Annotated in this window: 18 protein-coding genes and 1 tRNA gene; 12 read left to right on the top strand and 7 right to left on the bottom strand. The window is 63.6% G+C overall.

The window, feature by feature from the left end; genetic code table 11:
- Positions 1–143: 143 nt before the first annotated feature.
- Complete coding sequence (gene acs, locus BUA38_RS13280; protein WP_072818332.1) at positions 144–2,096, bottom strand: acetate--CoA ligase; 1,953 nt, start codon at positions 2,094–2,096, stop codon at positions 144–146.
- A gap of 403 nt (positions 2,097–2,499) precedes the next feature.
- On the opposite strand from acs, the gene BUA38_RS13275 reads away from it, so the two are divergent.
- The gene (locus BUA38_RS13275) at positions 2,500–3,666 is read left to right on the top strand and encodes a DNA topoisomerase IB (protein WP_072818331.1); all 1,167 of its coding nucleotides are present in this window, start codon (positions 2,500–2,502) and stop codon (positions 3,664–3,666) included.
- Between the two features lie 642 nt (positions 3,667–4,308).
- Here BUA38_RS13275 and BUA38_RS13270 read toward each other — a convergent pair.
- From BUA38_RS13270 to BUA38_RS13260, 3 genes are all read right to left on the bottom strand, one after another.
- Complete coding sequence (locus tag BUA38_RS13270; RefSeq protein WP_156898517.1) at positions 4,309–4,557, bottom strand: hypothetical protein; 249 nt, start codon at positions 4,555–4,557, stop codon at positions 4,309–4,311.
- A 17-nt stretch (positions 4,558–4,574) separates the two neighbouring features.
- On the bottom strand, positions 4,575–4,772 hold the full coding sequence (locus BUA38_RS13265) for a hypothetical protein (protein WP_072818329.1): 198 nt from the start codon (positions 4,770–4,772) through the stop codon (positions 4,575–4,577).
- A gap of 108 nt (positions 4,773–4,880) precedes the next feature.
- A complete protein-coding gene (locus tag BUA38_RS13260; RefSeq protein ID WP_072818328.1) occupies positions 4,881–5,294 on the bottom strand; it encodes an EVE domain-containing protein in 414 nt (137 codons plus the stop codon).
- A 97-nt stretch (positions 5,295–5,391) separates the two neighbouring features.
- Between BUA38_RS13260 and BUA38_RS13255 the strand changes: the two genes are divergently transcribed.
- Positions 5,392–6,135 (top strand): haloacid dehalogenase type II, encoded by a 744-nt coding sequence (locus BUA38_RS13255; protein WP_072818327.1) that lies wholly within the window; start codon positions 5,392–5,394, stop codon positions 6,133–6,135.
- Between the two features lie 150 nt (positions 6,136–6,285).
- A complete protein-coding gene (locus tag BUA38_RS13250; RefSeq protein WP_156898516.1) occupies positions 6,286–6,894 on the top strand; it encodes a hypothetical protein in 609 nt (202 codons plus the stop codon).
- Positions 6,895–6,939: 45 nt separating this feature from the next.
- Here BUA38_RS13250 and BUA38_RS13245 read toward each other — a convergent pair whose 3' ends face one another.
- Together BUA38_RS13245 and tsaD are read right to left on the bottom strand one after the other, a co-directional pair.
- Positions 6,940–7,920 (bottom strand): NAD(P)H-dependent glycerol-3-phosphate dehydrogenase, encoded by a 981-nt coding sequence (locus tag BUA38_RS13245; protein WP_072818325.1) that lies wholly within the window; start codon positions 7,918–7,920, stop codon positions 6,940–6,942.
- A 9-nt stretch (positions 7,921–7,929) separates the two neighbouring features.
- Positions 7,930–9,072: a tRNA (adenosine(37)-N6)-threonylcarbamoyltransferase complex transferase subunit TsaD gene (gene tsaD / locus BUA38_RS13240; protein WP_083587572.1), complete on the bottom strand. Its 1,143-nt coding sequence runs from the start codon at positions 9,070–9,072 to the stop codon at positions 7,930–7,932.
- A gap of 29 nt (positions 9,073–9,101) precedes the next feature.
- Here tsaD and BUA38_RS13235 point away from each other — a divergent pair, with 29 nt between their 5' ends.
- From BUA38_RS13235 to BUA38_RS13195, 9 genes are all read left to right on the top strand, one after another.
- Complete coding sequence (locus tag BUA38_RS13235) at positions 9,102–9,836, top strand: uroporphyrinogen-III synthase (protein WP_072818323.1); 735 nt, start codon at positions 9,102–9,104, stop codon at positions 9,834–9,836.
- Between the two features lie 33 nt (positions 9,837–9,869).
- Positions 9,870–11,030 carry a COG4223 family protein gene (locus BUA38_RS13230; protein ID WP_072818322.1) on the top strand — a complete coding sequence of 387 codons (1,161 nt, stop codon included), beginning with the start codon at positions 9,870–9,872 and terminating at the stop codon, positions 11,028–11,030.
- Between the two features lie 22 nt (positions 11,031–11,052).
- The gene (locus tag BUA38_RS13225) at positions 11,053–12,753 is read left to right on the top strand and encodes a heme biosynthesis protein HemY (RefSeq protein ID WP_072818321.1); all 1,701 of its coding nucleotides are present in this window, start codon (positions 11,053–11,055) and stop codon (positions 12,751–12,753) included.
- A 286-nt stretch (positions 12,754–13,039) separates the two neighbouring features.
- Positions 13,040–13,115, top strand: a tRNA-Thr gene (locus BUA38_RS13220).
- 110 nt (positions 13,116–13,225) lie between these two features.
- Entirely contained in the window at positions 13,226–14,866 is a 1,641-nt protein-coding gene (locus BUA38_RS13215; RefSeq protein WP_072818320.1) for an amidohydrolase, read from the top strand.
- A 128-nt stretch (positions 14,867–14,994) separates the two neighbouring features.
- Entirely contained in the window at positions 14,995–15,456 is a 462-nt protein-coding gene (locus tag BUA38_RS13210; RefSeq protein ID WP_072818319.1) for a hypothetical protein, read from the top strand.
- The gene (locus BUA38_RS13205; protein ID WP_072818318.1) at positions 15,453–15,782 is read left to right on the top strand and encodes a hypothetical protein; all 330 of its coding nucleotides are present in this window, start codon (positions 15,453–15,455) and stop codon (positions 15,780–15,782) included. The genes BUA38_RS13210 and BUA38_RS13205 overlap by 4 nt, the downstream gene beginning before the upstream one ends.
- Positions 15,783–15,814: 32 nt before the next feature.
- A complete protein-coding gene (locus tag BUA38_RS13200; protein WP_156898515.1) occupies positions 15,815–16,240 on the top strand; it encodes a hypothetical protein in 426 nt (141 codons plus the stop codon).
- 105 nt (positions 16,241–16,345) lie between these two features.
- Positions 16,346–16,615, top strand: coding sequence for a hypothetical protein (locus BUA38_RS13195; protein WP_156898514.1), 270 nt, complete (start codon positions 16,346–16,348; stop codon positions 16,613–16,615).
- Positions 16,616–16,625: 10 nt separating this feature from the next.
- Here BUA38_RS13195 and BUA38_RS13190 read toward each other — a convergent pair whose 3' ends face one another.
- Complete coding sequence (locus tag BUA38_RS13190) at positions 16,626–17,648, bottom strand: polysaccharide deacetylase family protein (RefSeq protein WP_072818315.1); 1,023 nt, start codon at positions 17,646–17,648, stop codon at positions 16,626–16,628.
- Positions 17,649–17,873 lie beyond the last annotated feature (225 nt).

Here is a 17,873-nt window from a genome sequence, read left to right as displayed (position 1 = left end):
GCTGATACGACCAAAACATCGCGGCCAACGATGGTTCGTTCGTGTGCTGACAATGTTGGTGAGTCTAGCGGCCCGTCAACGCCGCCCGCGCGCCGGTACCGGCGCGCACGGCGCCGCGCAAACCAAAACGGCAGGCTCGCCGCTTACGCCGGCGCGCCTTTGCGGTTTCGACGATGCGTGACGAGATCGTCGACCACGGCCGGATCGGCGAGTGTCGAGGTATCGCCCAGGCTTGCCGGATCGTCTTCGGCGATCTTGCGCAGGATGCGCCGCATGATCTTGCCGGAGCGGGTCTTCGGCAGGCCCGGCGCGAACTGGATCTGGTCGGGAGAGGCGATCGGACCGATGTCCTTGCGCACCCACGCTACCAGCTCCTTGCGTAGTTCTTCGGTCGGTTCGGTGCCGGTCATCAGCGTGACATAGGCATAGATGCCTTGGCCTTTGATGTCGTGGGGATAGCCGACCACGGCGGCCTCCGAGACTTTCTCGTGCGCGACCAACGAGCTCTCGACCTCCGCCGTTCCCATGCGGTGACCGGAGACGTTGATGACGTCATCGACGCGGCCCGTGATCCAGTAATAGCCGTCGGCATCGCGGCGGCAGCCGTCACCCGTGAAGTACTTGCCTTTGTAGGTCGAAAAATAGGTCTGTTCGAAGCGGGCGTGATCGCCATAGACCGTGCGCATCTGGCCGGGCCATGACTTGGTGATGCAGAGGTTGCCTGTAGCTTCGCCTTCCAGCACCTTGCCGTCGGCGTCGACGATCTGCGGCGCCACGCCGAAGAATGGCCGCGTCGCCGAACCCGGCTTGAGCTTGGTCGCGCCGGGCAGCGGCGTAATCAGAATGCCGCCGGTTTCGGTCTGCCACCAGGTGTCGACGATCGGGCAGCGATGATCGCCGACCACGCGGTGATACCACTCCCAGGCTTCCGGGTTGATCGGCTCACCCACCGAGCCGAGCAGCCGCAGCGAGGCGCGCGAGGTCTTTTTCACCGGGTCGTCGCCGGCCTGCATCAACGCGCGGATCGCGGTCGGCGCGGTGTAGAATGTATTGACCTTGTGTTTGTCGATGACCTGCCAGAACCGCGAATTATCCGGGTAATTCGGCACGCCTTCAAACATCAGCGTGGTCGCGCCGTTGGCGAGCGGCCCGTATAGAATGTAGCTGTGGCCGGTGACCCAGCCGACGTCGGCCGTGCACCAGTAGATGTCGCCGTCGTGATAATCGAACACATATTGGTGCGTCATCGCCGTGAAGACGAGATAGCCGGCGGAGGTGTGCAGCACGCCCTTGGGCTGGCCGGTCGAGCCCGACGTATAGAGAATGAACAGCGGGTCCTCGGCGTGCATGTGCTCGCACGGGCACTCCGTGGTCACCATCGCGGCGGCCTCGTGGTACCAGAAGTCGCGCGAGGGGTTCATGTCGACCTTGGCGCCGGTGCGCTTGACCACAACGACCCAGTCGACGCCGGTGGTCTTGGCCAGCGCCGCATCGACATTGGCCTTCAGCGCGACCTTCTTGCCGCCGCGCAGGCCTTCATCGGCGGTGATGATCACCTTGGACTGGCAGTCATTGATGCGTTGCGCCAGACTGTCCGGCGAAAATCCGGCAAACACCACCGAGTGGATGGCGCCGATCCGCGCGCAGGCGAGCATCGCATAGGCCGCTTCCGGGATCATCGGCAGGTAGATGGTGACGCGGTCGCCCTTCTTGACATTGCGGGTACGCAGGATGTTGGCGAATTTGCAGACCTCGTCGTGGAGCTGTTTGTAGGTGATGTGTTTGGACTCGGAAGGATCGTCGCCCTCCCAGATGATGGCGGTCTGGTTGCCGCGCTCGTGCAGATGGCGGTCGATGCAGTTCCAGGCGACGTTGAGGACGCCGTCCTCGAACCATTTGATCGAGATGTGGCCCGGCTCGAAGGAGGAATTCTCGACCTTGGTGAAGGGTTTCATCCAGCCGATGCGCTTTGCCTGTTCGGCCCAGAAGCCGTTGGGATCCTTGATCGACTGCGCATACATTTCGCGGTACTTGGCGTCGTTCACCCAGGCGCGCGTGGCCCATTCGGCCGGAACGTCATACATTTTCTCGGACATTTGGATCTCTCCTCCCCGCGCGCGGCCAACGGACACGACGGCCGCAGCATTCATTCTTTAAATCGATTATGCGCTCGCACGAAGTGTGCCGACAAGCGCAACGACTACGACCTTCGGCGAGCTTTTTCGTTGCAAGAGGTTGTTTCGAAGGCGAGCCACTGCCGGCCTTCAAAACGGGCCCGCTCGCGAGCTGTTGGGCTCGGCCTGGTCTCAGGTTCGAGCGTGCAGGGCAGGGCTGCATCGGCTCTGAAAGGTAATTAGGAACCTTCTCCCTAGAAAGTGGGGGCTGGTGCGTTAAGGCATTCACCCCTAAATGGCCCCTTCGGCGGGAAAACCCGACCAAAGAACAAAGCCAGTCAACTGGCACCAGCAGGGCAAGCACTGGAGCAAGGCGTCTAAGGCTATGATGGATCAGCAGAATTATGTGACTACGCCGCCAGGCGGGGTCGATCCTGACGTAGCTTTGGCGAAGGCCTTGGGACAGTGGCCGAAGCCGGAGCCCGCCAAGCCCGGCGTCCTGGCCCGCAAAAAAGACCAGCCGACCGCGCCTTCGGTCGAGATTCTGGCCAAGGAATTGGGCCTGACCCTCGGCGAACAGAACCAACTCACCATTCGCCGCATCAAGCGCGGCAAAAGCTATTCCTTCGTCCGCGCCAACGGCTCGCACATCCGCGACGCCAAAGTGATCCGTCGCCTGCACAAAATGGCGGTGCCGCCGGCCTATGCCGAGGTGCGCTATTCGCCTGATCCGAATTCGCATTTGCAGGCGGTCGGGCGCGACGCCGCCGGCCGCCTGCAATATCGCTATCACACCGACTGGGAAAAGGTCCGCGAGCACCGCAAGGCGCACCGCCTGGCCAAGCTCGTCGGGGCGTTGCCGAAAATTCGCCGCCACGTCTCGGCGCATCTGGCGGGCGACGAGCCCACGCGCGAGTTCGCGCTGTCCGCCGTGATCGAACTGATCGCGCGTACCGCCATCCGGCCGGGCAACGAGAGCTATGCGCGGATGAACGGCACGCGCGGCGCCACGACGATGCTCAAGTCCAACGTCACCCTCGACGGCGATGCATTCGTGCTGTCCTTCAAGGCGAAGGGCGGCAAGGCCGTTCGCAAGGAATGCGATGCGCCGAAACTCGTGCGTGCGATCCCGATTCTGCGCACGCTGCCGGGCAGGCGGCTGTTCCAGTATCGCGACGCGTCGGGCACGGTGCGCAGCGTTTCCACCACCGCGGTCAACTCGTTCCTGCGCGAGATCGCCGGCATCAAGATTTCGCTGAAGGATTTCCGCACGCTGATGGCATCGGCCGTGGTGCTCGAATCGCTGTCGCGGGTTTCGCCGGCGGCGAGTGAGCGCGGCCGCAAGCGCCAGGTTAACGATGCGATCCGCGCCGCGGCCGATCAGCTTTCCAATACGCCCGCGATCTGCCGCAAGAGCTATGTGCATGACACCATCGTCACGGCCTTCGAGGACGGCATCCTCGAACGTTTCGCCGCGACCATGAAGGGCTACCGCACCCAGAAGAAGCGCGAGCAGTTGCTGGCGCAGGTGGTGTTGGCGGCTGCGGCGTAGCGGCACTTCGCGTCGTCCCCGCGAAAGCGGGGACCCATAACCACGACTTCGAATTACGGCGAAAGCTGGTGGCCCAGCCTGCATCAAAACATCCTTCTGTGGTTATGGGTCCCGGCTCGCGCTTCGCTTGGCCGGGACGACATTGAAAACACACACGACTCCACATCCCCGCGGCTTGATTCACCCGAGTTCTGCAAAAATCATTGTCCCTCCATCATAGAGGGCGCAGGGAATGCCGGGCGCACCAACGCACCCGCAGCCTCGTGTGTAGAAAGAAAAACACACGAGTGTAGTCACCGCAGGTCGCCGGAAACATCCCGGCATTCCCCACGCGAATGGTTTTACGACTTATTCCGTGCTCTCTCCGGCGATCGGGCTTTCTTGTCACCGTCATCAGCGTGATGTGCCAGCATCGTCGCCAACTTCGCGCCAGCGTCGAGGCGCTAAGACCACACGGCTTCGTCGTCCGCCTGATCACGCATTCGTCTTGTGCGCGACAGGCGTCCACCGCATCCCTAGCCCAACGCTCGTGACGATCGCGAAACGCCCCTCATGGCGGGCAGGAGACGCACGAACAGGTGCCAGTGATTTGCCCGACGTCACAAGCGAAAATGTCTGCGGCACATTGGCACGACGGGCAAATCAGTTGTTGATCGCTGAAGGCGCTTCCGAAGGCGACTCGCTCCGTGTCCAATGCCACCAGTAGAGCGCCGCCGTCACGAGCCCTGCGGCTGGAAAGACGAGCATGAACGGATCGGCGGCCCAGCGCACGAAAAACGTCAGGAAGCTTTCGGTCGGGGGACCCGAGTCCGGGCCACTTCCCTTCCACGCCATCAGCGTGATCGGCACGATCATCGCCGCGCCAAGCGCAAAGCCAAGTGCGCAGGCCATCCAGGCGGTCACCGGCCTCAACAACGACAGCAGAAACAGCGCCGGCGGAACAGAAAGACCGTCGTGCCGTAGGAGATCATGCAGGCCGGAATTAACAGGATAAAGAACGGCAGCACGACCGGGCCTTCGCCGTTCAACAGCGGCGCCATCACGACGCTCCCGATCAGCGGCACCGGCAAGGGCGCCAGAAGCAGACCCTTCCAACTGAAGTGCATTGTCGTTGCTCCGCGGTTTCTCTCATGGCGAGGAGCGCATCTTTGCGCGTCGCGAACCATGAGGCCCATCCTTCGAGAGGCCGCCGGCGCGGCTCCTCAGGATGAGGATCACACCCCGCCCATCTTGCAGACGTACTTCCACTCCTCCGCCGTCACCGGCTGCACCGAAAGCCTTGAATATTTCACCAGCGCCATGGCGGAGAGCTTCTTGTCGGCCTTGATCGCGGCCATCGTTACCGGTGTCTTCAGCGGTTTGTCCGCCTTGATGTCGACGCAGACGAACTTGCCGGTCTTGTCGGTCGGGTCGGGATAGGCCTCCTCGATCACCTCGGCGATGCCGACGATCTCCTTGCCTTCGTTGGAATGATAGAAGAACGCCTTGTCGCCCTTCTTCATGTTCACGAGATTCTGCCGCGCGGTGAAATTGCGCACCCCGGTCCAGGCTTCGCCCTTGGCGCCCTTCGCCACCTGCTGGTCCCATGACCAGGTCGACGGTTCGGATTTCACCAGCCAGTAATTCATGACGTCATTCTCATCCTTGTGACCTCAAGCCATACCACGACAGAGCTATAAGCGCCGTCAAGGGGCCGCGCGCCCTCGCCAGACGGGAAAGCCCTGCATGTTCGTCGATCGCCGGAAGTTCGTCACGCTGGCCGCCGCTACTCTGGCGGCGCCGACTGCCTTTGCGGCGACGCGTCCGTTCAAGGCGATCGCCTTCGACGGCTTTGTCATCACCGATCCGCGTCCGGTCTTCGCCAAAAGCGAGGAGCTGTTTCCGGACAAAGGCCGTGCGCTGAACGAGATCTGGCGGGTGCGGATTTTCGAATATACCTGGCTGCGCACGGTGGGCGGCCATTACACGGATTTCTGGCATGTCATCGAGGATTCACTGCTCGTAGCGGCGCGGGCGTCGAAGGTCGAACTGAGCGCCGGTCATCGCGAAAGCCTGATGCAAACCTGGCTCAGCTTAAAGGCCTGGCCCGACGTCGCGCCCGCCTTGAAGGAGTTGAAAGCTGCGGGCATCCGCATGGCGTTCCTCGCGAACCCGACCGCAAAGATGCTCGATGCCGTGGTCGCCAATTCCGCGCTCGACGGTTTCTTCGAGCCGCATCTGTCGACCGACCGTGTGCAGGCCTTCAAGCCTGCGTCAGTCGCCTATCAGATGGGACCGGATGCATTCAAATTGCCGAAAGAGGAAATCGCCTTTGCCGCCTTCGCGGGCTGGGACGCGGCCGGCGCCAAATGGTTTGGCTATCCGACCTTCTGGGTCAACCGCGCCAATGCGCCGGTCGAAGAGTTGGGCGTCACGCCGGATGGCACCGGCGTGGGAATGGCCGATCTCGTGAAGTTCGTGCTGGAGTGAGCCGCATCATCTGCTCAACCTTGCGCCGCGAGCGAAAAACGAAACAGATATATGAGCGGCTTTTTCACCTCTAAATTGTCGATCTATTTACGGCTGACCGGATAGCCATTCGTTGCCCTATGCAATCGACTGCTTCCGGGGATGACGCCGATGGAAGTGCTGTTATCGCTGCTTTTGGTTTTGTTCGGCCTGGAAGAGCCTACCAGCCAGAACGCGTTCTTCATTCCAATCCCTTCGATGATCGCTCCCGCGGCTGAGTTTGGTTGTCCGAATGCCGGAACTGTTTTTACGTATGATGTCCGGGCGGCGAACACCAATCGCCCCAACCGGGTGGTGGCAATCGAACAAGACGGGCTTCGCTGTTGGGTCAAATCGGACGCATGGGGAAAATACGATTGGTTTGGCGGCTTTGGCGCTCGTCTCGACGATGAAGATCTGGCCGAACAAAAGCTCATCGCCGACCTTTGGCCTCTTCGCGTCGGCCATTTAAGCAAAGCCAGCAACTACAATCTTCCCTCGAGATTCAGCGAGGTGGAGTACGCGGTCGACGCCTACGGGCTTGCCGTTGTTCCCGCCGGTAAGTTTTGGGCCTACAAAATCCGTAAGGATTATTACTGGCAAAACAGGCTGATCCGCACCACGACGCTTTGGTGGGCTCCATCGCTGAAATATCTGATATTGCAGTGGCCTGAGGAGCCTGGAAAAGTTTCGCGCGCCGGGGGATTTAACTGGGGACTTCTGTCGGTCTCGTCCGGATGAGCCTGAGCAAGATGGTCGCTGGGGCTCGCCGAGAACGTGCGTCACTCAGCCCTCCGCCTTGAACGGACGCGTGAGGAGGCCTTCGACCGCTTCGTCGATGGTGACGGCGCCGCGCAGGATATCGGCGACCGCGGTCGAGACCGGCATGTCGACATTCTCCGCGGCCGCGAGTTCGACCAGCACCGGCGCGGTGAACGCGCCTTCGGCGAGCTTGCCGCTCGGTGGCGTCAGCCCGCGACCGAGCGCCTGGCCCAGTGCGAAATTGCGCGATTGCGGCGTCGAGCAGGTCAGGATCAGATCGCCAAGACCGGACAATCCGACCAGCGTCTCCGAGCGCGCGCCGAAGGCGCGGCCCAGCCGCGCCAGTTCGGAGAAACCGCGCGTGGTCAGGGCCGCCTGTGCGGAAGCGCCGAGATTTTTGCCGACCGAAATCCCGGCGGCGATCGCAAGCACATTCTTCGCCGCGCCGCCGATCTCGACCCCGCGCACATCCGTGGTGTGGTAGGGCCGGAACGTCGCCGACCCCAGTGCCTGCACCAGCCTCTTCGCAAGCTCTTCGTCGTCGGCGGCAAGCGTCACCGCGGTTGGAAGCCCGCGCGCGACGTCATCGGCAAAGCCGGGGCCTGACAATATCGCCGCTCGCGCCTTTGGCGCGGCCTCCGCAATGACCTCGGTCATGAATTTGTGCGTGCCGCGTTCGATGCCCTTGGCGCAAGCGACCAGCGGCGCGCCGTCGGACAGATGTGGCGCGAGCGCTGATACCGCGGCACGCAGGCTCTGCGCCGGCGTCGCAATCAGGATGGCGTCGGCCGACGCCGCGCGTTTCAGCTCGTTCGTCACCTCGATCGAGGCGTGCAGCGTGACGCCCGGAAGCTTCGGATTGCTTCGTTTGGCGGCGATGGCTTTAGCCGTCTCGGCACTGCGCGCGTACAGAATGACGTTGCGGCCGGCGCGGGCGGCGACACCGGCGAGCGCCGTTCCCCATGCGCCTGCGCCGATAACGGCGATTGAGTTGAGTGCGGTCATTGACGTCTCTCAAAATCCGGCGCGGCTGTTGGCATAACCTGCCGGCGCGGTGGCATTGGCGTCGAGCAGCCAGCGCGCGCGCGGCGCGGTATCCATCGTATCGGTCAGGCCGAGCGCGAGCCGTTCGGCGCCGGCCCAGGCGATCATCGCGCCGTTATCGGTGCAGAGCGCGGGCGGCGGAATGATCAGCGTGGTCTCTGCCTTTGCCGCGACGTCCTGCAACGCGCCGCGGATCGCCTGATTGGCCGCCACGCCGCCGGCCGCGACCAGCGCGCGCGGCGCACCGAAGCGCGCCTCGAACAGTTTCAAACCCACGCTCAGCCGGTCGGCGGTCGATTCCAGCACGGCGGCCTGAAAGCTCGCGCAGAGATCGCGAATGTCCTGGGCGTCCGGCGGCGTCAGCCGCGCCGCTTCGTTGCGCACCGCGGTCTTCAATCCCGACAGCGAGAAATTAGCGTCATCACGTCCGAGCATCGGCCGCGGCAGGTCGAAGCGCGCAGGGTTACCGCCGCGCGCGGCGCGCTCGACTTCCGGTCCGCCGGGATAGGGCAGGCCGAGCATCTTGGCGACCTTGTCGAACGCCTCTCCGATGGCGTCGTCGACGGTGGTGCCGAGCCGCACATATTGGCCGACGCCGGTCACGGCCACGATCTGGGTGTGGCCGCCGGAGGCGAGGAAGAGACAATAGGGAAACGCCAGCGCGCAGGTGAGCCGCGGCGTCAGCGCATGCGCCTCGAGATGGTTCACCGCAATCAGCGGCGTGTTGTGCACCATCGCGATGGCTTTCGCCGTCGTTAGGCCCACGATGACGCCGCCGATCAGGCCGGGGCCGGCGGCCGCCGCCACCGCCGACAACTGCGCGAAACCGACGCCGGCGTCCTTCATGGCGGTGTCGACGATGCCGTCGAGCAGATCGACATGGGCACGCGCAGCGATCTCCGGCACCACGCCGCCATAGATCGCGTGCTCTTCAGTCTGCGAGCGCACGACGTTGGACAGGATCCGTGCCGTGCCGTCGTCGAGACGTTCCACCACCGCGGCTGCGGTTTCATCGCAGGTGGTCTCGATCCCCAGCACCAATGTTCTGACGTCGTTGGCCAATATGAGCCCTTGTACTTTCGCGTAATCCAGCGTTTCCCTATTCGGTAGCATTCAGGGTTCGACCTGGGAAGTTCGATTGCATGGCCATTCTCGTCACTCGCCCGCTGCCCGATGGCGAGAGCACCGCGGGCGCGCTGCGCGCCCGGGGTTTTAAGGTGCTGCTGGCGCCGATGCTGCGCTTCGAGCCGGTCGCCTTCCATGACGATGGCGACACCTCGTATGGCGCGGTCGTCGTCACCAGCGCCAACGCGCTGCGTGCGATCGCGCCCCGGCTTTCCGGCAGTCCCTTGCTCAAGCTGCCGCTGTTTGCGGTCGGCGAACATACCGCCGACGCCGCGCGCGCAGCCGGGTTTGCCAACATCATCTCGGCCAAGAGCGATGCGGCGGGCCTGCGCGATCGCGTGCTGGCCAGTGTGAAGGCGAAGGCGCTGAAGAAAACCAGCCCGTTGCTTTATCTGGCCGGCGCCGACCTCGCGCGCGACTTGCCGGGTGAACTCGGCGAGCGCGGCTTTACGGTCGTCACGCAAACCACCTACCGGATGGTCGCCGTGCCGAGCTTGCCGGACGAGACCTGCCGCGCCTTCGCCGCCAATGAAGTTAACGCCGTGTTGCATTATTCAAGGCGCAGCGCGCGGGCCTTTATCGAGGCGGTTCGCGCCGCCGGCGTTGAAATATCGGCGCTTTCGCTGCCGCAGGGCTGCCTGTCGGCGGGGATTGCGACCGTTTTGCGCGATGCCGGGGCGGCGCGCCTCTTCGTCGCGCCCTCGCCGGATGAGGCCGCCTTACTAGTGGCGCTAGAATCAGCAACTTGCTAACGATCAACCGGAAATCGACCCCCGGGGAACCGCATGGAAGACAACAGGACCGATGATCCCGCGCCAGCGCCTGACGCGTCGCGGCCCCGTCGTGCGCCGCCGACCATCGACCTCGAGGCTTCCGAGGTGACGACGTCGAGCGGGAGCGTTGGCGACAATGGTGCCGGCGATCAAGCCGCCGCCGACACAAGCGAAGCCAAGCCGTCTTCGCGGGCCTCGTTCGCGCCGCTTCAGCCATTTCTGGTCGCGGCTGTCAGCGGCGCGGCCGCAGCAGCCGTGGTGATCGCGCTCGTCTGGGCGGTGGTCCGGCCTGGTCAAACCGCGCGGGCGCTCGCCGATTCCGATACCCGCGTCATCGAAATGCTTTCCTCGCGCATCGGCGAACTCGAGGAGCGGCCTGTGAAGCCCGCCGCGCCGGACCTTACGCTGGCGGCGCGGTTCGATGCGCTGGAAAAATCGCTTGGCGAGTTGCGCACCGAGTTGGCCAGTGCTGGCGCCCGATCGGACAAACTCGCAAGCGAGCTTGACGCAGTGAAGTCTGCGCCGCCTGCGGCGGCCAGGGCTGCGGCTTCGCCCGATCTCTCGGCCGTCGAGGGCCGTCTCGCCGAGATCGAGCGCGCGGTTCGAGCCGAGAGCGAGAACATCGCGCAAGCCGCCAACAAGCCGGCCGACGATATCGCGCTGCGTCGTCTGGTGGTGGCTTCGATGCTCGATCTTTCGGTGCGCCAGAACGAGCCGTTCAAGGAAGCGCTCAAGGCCGCCAAGGCGCTCGCGCCCGATCCGCAGAAGTTGCAGCCGCTGGAGGGTTTTGCGGCGTCGGGCGTGCCGAACGCGGCGAACCTGTGTCGCGAGTTGTTGACGCTGGTGCCGAAACTGGAGCCGCCGCGGCCGGGAAATGCCACTACGGGCACCGGCATCGTCGACCGGTTGCAGGCGGGCGCGGCGAAACTCGTGCGCATCGAGCGCACGGATGCGTCGGGCAGCGATCGCGGCGCCATCGTCGCGCGCGTCACCGCGGCCGCCGTGCGCAACGATCTTGCCGAGACGCGGCGCGAACTGAATTCGCTGACGCCCGCCGACCGTGAGCCCGCGCAGGCGTGGCTCGACAAGGTAGCCGAGCGCGACGCAGCGCTGGCGGCCGCCCGCCATTTCACGAGCGACGCCATGGCAGCGCTCGCCAGACCCGCGCCTTAAACCCAGACCCGCGCCTTAAACAATGTACCGGATCATTCTCTTTCTGCTGCTGGTCGCGCTCGCTGCGAGCGGTGCGGCGTGGCTCGCCGACCAGCCGGGCGAAGTTTTGTTTCCATGGGCTGGCGGGCTGGCGCATGTCACGCTGCTGGAATTCGCGACTGCGTTTGGCGCCGCCGTCGTCGCCGCGATGTTCGGCTGGACCGTGCTGCGGGCGCTGTGGCGGCTGCCGGAAAAAATCAGAAGGGCTCGCCGCGAACGCCGCCATGCGCGCGGCCGCCACGCGATCACGCAGGGGCTGCTGGCGATCGGTCACGGCGATTCGAACGCCGCGCGGGCGCACGCCGAAGTCGCACGCCGCCATGCCGCGGGCGATCCGCTGACGTTATTGCTGCACGCTCAATCGGCGCAGCTCGACGGCAACCGTGGTGCCGCGCGCGAGGCGTTCCAGACCATGGCAACGCGCGAAGATACGAGGCTGCTCGGCCTACGCGGCCTGTTCATCGAGGCGCAGCGCGCCGACGACGTCGGTGCTGCGGTTGCGATCGCCGAAGAGGCGCTGAAAACCTCGCCGTCGTCGACCTGGGCCTCGCAAGCGGTGCTCGGTTTCCGCTGCGCCAGGGGCGACTGGATGGGCGCGCTGGCGATTCTCGAGAACAATCTGTCCTCCGGGCTGGTCGACAAGGAGACCTATCGCCGCCAGCGCGGCGTGCTGCTGACCGCGCGCGCGCTCGAACTCGAAACCACGGACCGCGATTCCGCCCGCGACGTCGTGATGGAAGCGGTAAAGCTCGCGCCGACGCTGGTGCCGGCCGCAGTCCTCGCCGCCAAATTTCAGAGCGAGGCGCATCAGATCCGCCGCGCCATGCGCCTCGTCGAAACAGCCTGGCTGGCGCAGCCGCATCCCGATCTCGCCGACGCCTATGCCCATGTGAAGTTGGGGGATTCCGCGCGGCAACGGCTGGTGCGGATCGAGACGCTGGCGGCCAAGGCGCCGGGGCATCTGGAAAGCGCGTTGGCGGTGGCGCGCGCGGCCATCGACGCCACCGAGTTTGCCAAAGCACGCGCGGCGCTGGCGCCGCATCTGGAGGCGCCGACACAGCGCGTGGCGATGCTGATGGCCGAGATCGACCGCACCGAACATGGCGATACCGGGAAAGCGCGCGCCTGGACGTTGCGAGCCGTGCGCGCGTTGCACGATCCGGTCTGGACCGCGGACGGCTATGTCTCCGACCGCTGGCGGCCGGTGTCGCCGGTATCCGGGCGGCTCGACGCTTTTCAGTGGCAGATGCCGTTGTCGGCGCTGCCATCCGGCAACGGCGTGGTCGAGCCGTCAGCATTCGAGCAGGCGATGCTGGCCGCAGGTCCGCGAGCCGCGGAGCCGGCCGAACATTCCGGCGCTGCGCCGGAAATAGAAGATCGGCAGGTAACACACGACCAACTGGCGCAAGACAATGCGCCCGTCGACCCGCCGGTGATCGACGCCGTGCCTTCGCCGCCTCCCGCGACCGCGCCCGCCGCCGCGCCCCCGCTGTTTCGCGCGCGAACCGACATACCGGCTATCGCCGTAAAGCCTGCGCCGGTGGTTCCTCAGATCATTCCGATCGTCCGTCCGCCGGACGATCCCGGCATCGATGATGGAACCGAACCGGACGAATTCACCGAAATGCCGGTACCCGGCCAGACCGGGGGCTGGCGCGGGTTTCTTTCGCGCATCCGGGGCTGATTCGAAGGGCATCCTCTTATCCCTCCCCCGCGGGGACGCGCGTGGGGGTGCCGACGTCGCCCGTAAGTCCAGATATTGAGATTGCTTAGAGAAAGCCCCACCCCGGCTCGCTTTCGCTCGCCTCGGACCCCGCAAGGGGGAGGGATAAGAAAGGCGCTCGCGTTTTCCTTGCCAATCCAGGCGCTGCCCGATATCAGGTGCGGGCGTTTTCAGGGGGCGAGGGACGAACATCCCGAGCCTCAAGAAAACGGCCTGAAGTGGACTGCCTCGAAAGGGAATACGGTCCGCCGCAATAGCTCAGTTGGTAGAGCACGTCATTCGTAATGACGGGGTCACAGGTTCGAGTCCTGTTTGCGGCACCAGCCACGCTGCGGAATGCATACGCCGTGTAAATCATGGCTTGCGGGTATCGATGCATCCGAGCAGATCGCCAGACTGTTTGTTCCGCGTTTTCCTGGTTTGGATATTTGGCATGCTTGGCGCGGTATCGGCCTGCGCCAACCCCGCCGATATCCTGTTCCTCAATGGCAAGATCGTCACGCTGGACGCGACCTCAGACGTCGCCGAGGCGCTTGCCATCGAAGCCGGTCGCGTTTCCGCAACCGGCAGCTCGGAAGAACTTCGAAAATCAGCTGGACCAGCGACGCGCATCATCGACCTCGGCGGCCGCACCGTGATTCCCGGCCTGATCGATTCCCACATTCACGCCATTCGCGCCGGCTTTCGTCATGCGACCGAAGTGAGCTGGGAGGGCGCGAGAAGCGTTGGCGAAGCGCTCGGGCGCCTCAAGTCGGCAGCGGATGGCGCCGGTCCGGATGCGTGGTTGATCGTTGCCGGCGGCTGGACGCCGCGTCAGTTCGACGAGAACCGGCGGCCGACCGAGGCGGAGATCGCCAGCGTCTCGTCCGGCCATCCCGTCTACATTCAGCTCTTCTACGGTTACGTGCTGATCAACCCGGAAGGCCGCGACAGGCTAAACATAAAATCCGAAACGGACCTGCCGGCGGGTGCGAAGTTCGAGCGCAACAGGGAAAACGAGACGACCGGCTGGATCACAGGCGGCGGTCCCGCGATCACGTCACTCTATGGGCGATTGCCAAAGCCGTCGGCGCAAGAGGCGGTCGAAGGGACACGGGCGTTCCTGCGCGAGTTGAGCTCGTTTGGCTTGACGGGCGTGATCGATCCCGGCGGGCACAATCTGGCGCCGGACGACTACGCCGCGCTGTTTCAGTTGTGGCGCGCGCACGAGCTGCCGCTTCGCGTGGTCTACAGCATCTTTGCGCCGCGTCCGGGGAAAGAGCTCGAGGATTTTCAGGCCTTCACGCAATTCCTGCCGATGGGGACCGGCGATGGCTGGCTGCGCTTCAACGGCATCGGCGAGTGCATCACCTGGGGCATGTATAACAACGACACGCCTGGTGACGCCGACAAGGAAGCCTTTTATCGCGTCGCGCGCTGGGCCGCGGATCAGGGCCTGACATTGACGGTGCACTGGAACAACGACCGCTCCGTGCACCATCTGCTCGACGTCTTCGAGCGCGTCAATCGCGAGGTGCCGATTGCGCCGTTGCGCTGGTCGATCGCGCATCTGCACGATGCGTCGGATGCTTCACTGCAACGCATGAAGGCGCTCGGCGTCGGCTGGCTGATGCAGGACGGGCTCTACTTCGCCGCGACCTCTTACATCGCGGAACGGGGGGAGGCGCAGATGCAGCGATCGCCGCCGATCGTCTCGGCGCTCAGGCTCGGCCTTCCCTTGGGCGGCGGCACCGATGCCAATCGCGTGATGATCGAAAATCCCTTCGTGTCGCTGCGCTGGATGCTCGATGGCTTGACCGTCGACGGTGTCGAAACCCGGGAAAAATCGGAAATCCCGAGCCGCGAGCAAGCGCTTCGCATCTACACGGAAGGGAGCGCCTGGTTTGCACATGATGAAAATCAGAGGGGGCGGCTGATGCCTGGCATGTTCGCCGACCTCGCGGTGCTCAGCGACGATTATTTTACGGTGCCGATTTCCGACATCGCGAAAATCAAGTCGTTGCTGACGATGGTCGACGGCCGGATTGTCTATGGCGCAGGTCCGTTTTCCGCACTTGAGTCAGGCCGCCGCTGACGCGTTCGCTTTTTGAGCGGCGAAAGCAGCGACGTTGCGCGAATTTCGAATTAGAACAAAACTAAGCCGTGTGGCGTTTCATCGCGCCGCGATCGCGTTACTGTTGCGCGATAAAAGAAGGGGGGAGAATGTCGACATTTCTGGTCATCCTGCACGGGCTTCTGGCCGTTGCCCTGCTCGGCAGCATCACGCACCAGGCGATTGCGGTGGTTTGGCCTGCGCGGAGCAAAGCGGGATTCGTCAACGCGTATCGATCGGTCTCGAGCCGTGTCTACGTCAACGCCAACATTGTGCTGTTTCTGATTGTCGCGTTTCTTGGCGGCTATATCTATCCGATCTATCGCGTCTGGGTACGCACCTATCTTGAAAACGCGCGCCTGTTTCCGGCGGTCGGTTCATTCGAGATCAAGGAACAGTTCATCTCGATCGGCCTCGGCCTGCTGCCGCTGTATTGGCTGGTTTGGCGGCGTCCGGATCCCGCCAGCGATTCCGCGCGCACCGCCGTCACGCTGATGCTTTGCTTCATCGTCTGGTTCGGTTTCATCGTCGGTCACATCCTCAACAACATCCGCGGGTTCTTCGGGCTATGAACAAAAATCAAATCGAAAAGATCATCCCGATTTTCTCGGCGGCGTTTGCCCTGATCTACATCGTGTCGGTCGAAGTGAATTGGGCGCCCTTCACCTATCATCCGAAGATCGGGCAATGGGGCTGGCTTACCGAGCCTGCGAGAGACGGTCCGCCGATGTATTGGTATGGCTGGCTCGTGACCTCGACCCTTGGTGCGGCCGTGGCGAGCGTGCTAGCGTTGCCGCTGTTGAAAAACCGGCCGACGCAGTACTGGCTCGGATGGACAATTCCACTCGTGGTCATGATCAGCGTCTTCTATCTTTTCCGCGGTTTCTTTCTCCGCTGAAAATTCGAAGAAGAGTCTTCGCAGGGTAAAAAGTGCCAACACCACCGCGCCGCCGCTTCACCGCACCATCCGCGATCACGTCACTTGCCGGCATCACTGCTTTGGCGGTGGTCGCGTTCTGGTCTTATCCGTCGCATTCGGGGGAACTCGATTCCGAGCGTGACGAGGATGTCGATCTGGCGTTCGTCGGCTCGGCCCGCGAGACTGGAACGCTGAAGCCTGTTCCCGGCGTTCAGGTCAGGGCCGAGACAGGGGGCCGCAGGATCCTGGTGCGCACCAACTCCGAAGGCGTCTACCGGCTGATTCCGAACTTCGGCGATGGCGTAACGGCGAGCCAGGTCACGATTACCTGCGCCAAGGACGGCTATGAGACCGTGGATGTCTCGCGGCGCCAGCTTTCGGACAAGAAGGTGAAAGAGCTGGTCGTGGCGGAGTGCCTGCTGGCGCCCAAGCCTTGAAATCCTCGACGTCCGAAATATTCGGTCCGATCTGTGACCTTGTTCACATTGGAAATGGGTGGCTGGCCCTAGAAGGGGGTGCAAACCTCTTTGCGGGAGGAAGCCATGTCCTCATCAGCCGATCACTGCCAGGCCTGCGGTCAGGCCGCTTTCACCCCGGACGCCGCGCGTCCCGCTCGGCGATTTTGGCCTTCGATCGTCCGAATTGCCGTCATCGAAGTCGTGGTGCTGCTCGCGCTCGCGGGCCTATTTATCGCTTATCTGAACTGGTCTTCAGAGGCGAGCTTTGCGGAGTTTCTCTCCGCGACCAAAACGCTAGCAGCGCCGAGCTTACCCGTGACCGAAGTTCATTTGCCCTGCAAACAAGGCGCCTGATCACCTCGCTCTACTGCGACACCGTCTGGACGACACTGCCGATGGGCCGCGCGCTGGTCGCCGGCAGCTTCATGTCCTTGATCAGCGCCTCGTCATATTCGGCGAGCGTCTGCATCGGCGCCTTCGGCTTCATGAACACGACCTTGTAGCCGCCCGCCTTCAGACGGCGCAGCAATTCGGGCATCGCTTCCGCCGTGTGCTTCTGGAAATCGTGCATCAGGATGATGCCCTTGCCCTGCTTTTCGAGCTTGGTCATCACGGTATTGATGACCTGCTCCGGACTCTTGGCCCGGAAGTCGAAAGAATCGAGATCGGTCGAAAACATCGCGATGTTGCGTGTGCCCAGATAGGTCATCGCGGCCGGGTTATGCTGCAATTCCGGGAAGCGGAAGAAAGGTGCTGGCGCTGTGCCCAGCGCGAGCTTGACGGCGCTGTTGCCCTTTTCGATCTCGTCCTTGACGGCCTGTTCGTTCAGCTTCTTCGAGTTCAGGTTGGCATGCGACCAGGTATGGGTGCCGACGGTGTGACCGGCGGCCGCCACCTGTCTGAGAATCTCGGGGTGAAAGCTTGCGTGTTTGCCGATCGAGAAGAACACCGCCTTGGTGCATTCTTCGGCAAGCGCCTTCAGCACGGCCGGCGTATTGACCGGCCACGGACTGTCATCGAACGTCAAGACGACTTCCTTGTCGTTCAGGAAATCGATCTGCTTGAAATGCTCGAAGCCGAAGCCGGGGCCGCCCGTGGTGTCGATCTCAACCACACGGGAGACGCCGAGCGCGTTCGGATTGGCGCAAACCAGCTGTTTCGGCTGCGGGGCGGGGGCCGGCTTTTCCGGAATGCTGCCGGTGACCTCGATCGGGTCGCGGCTTGCGGCGGGCTTGGCGGGAGCGGGGGCCGGCGCCGGGGCAACTCGAGCGGCGACGGTTTGCGGAGCAGCCGCGCTTCGGCTTGAAGAGGTCCAGAACCAGCCACCGGCAGCAATCAGCGTGGCTGCCACCACACTCATCAGCATCAGACCCAACGCGTTACGCATGGTTACTCTTTCGTTACTGCGACAACTCAAATTTGCCCGACCTTCTTTATGAGAAAGATTTGTTAACGCTCCCCAAACGCCGGCTGTCGCTGGGTGTCGCAGGCGCTCGATGAGCCGACGTCAAATTGGGAGATCGCAGGCGAGGAGGTGGCTTGTCTGAGGGGCGCGCCGGTGGTCGTCGCGCCGAAAAGCGAGCCTCACTTCGTCATGCAATAACGTGCATCG

This window comes from Bradyrhizobium erythrophlei (assembly GCF_900142985.1).
GTDB lineage: Bacteria > Pseudomonadota > Alphaproteobacteria > Rhizobiales > Xanthobacteraceae > Bradyrhizobium > Bradyrhizobium erythrophlei_B.
Note: the sequence above shows the minus strand (reverse complement) of the source record. Positions and strands in the feature narration are given on the sequence as shown.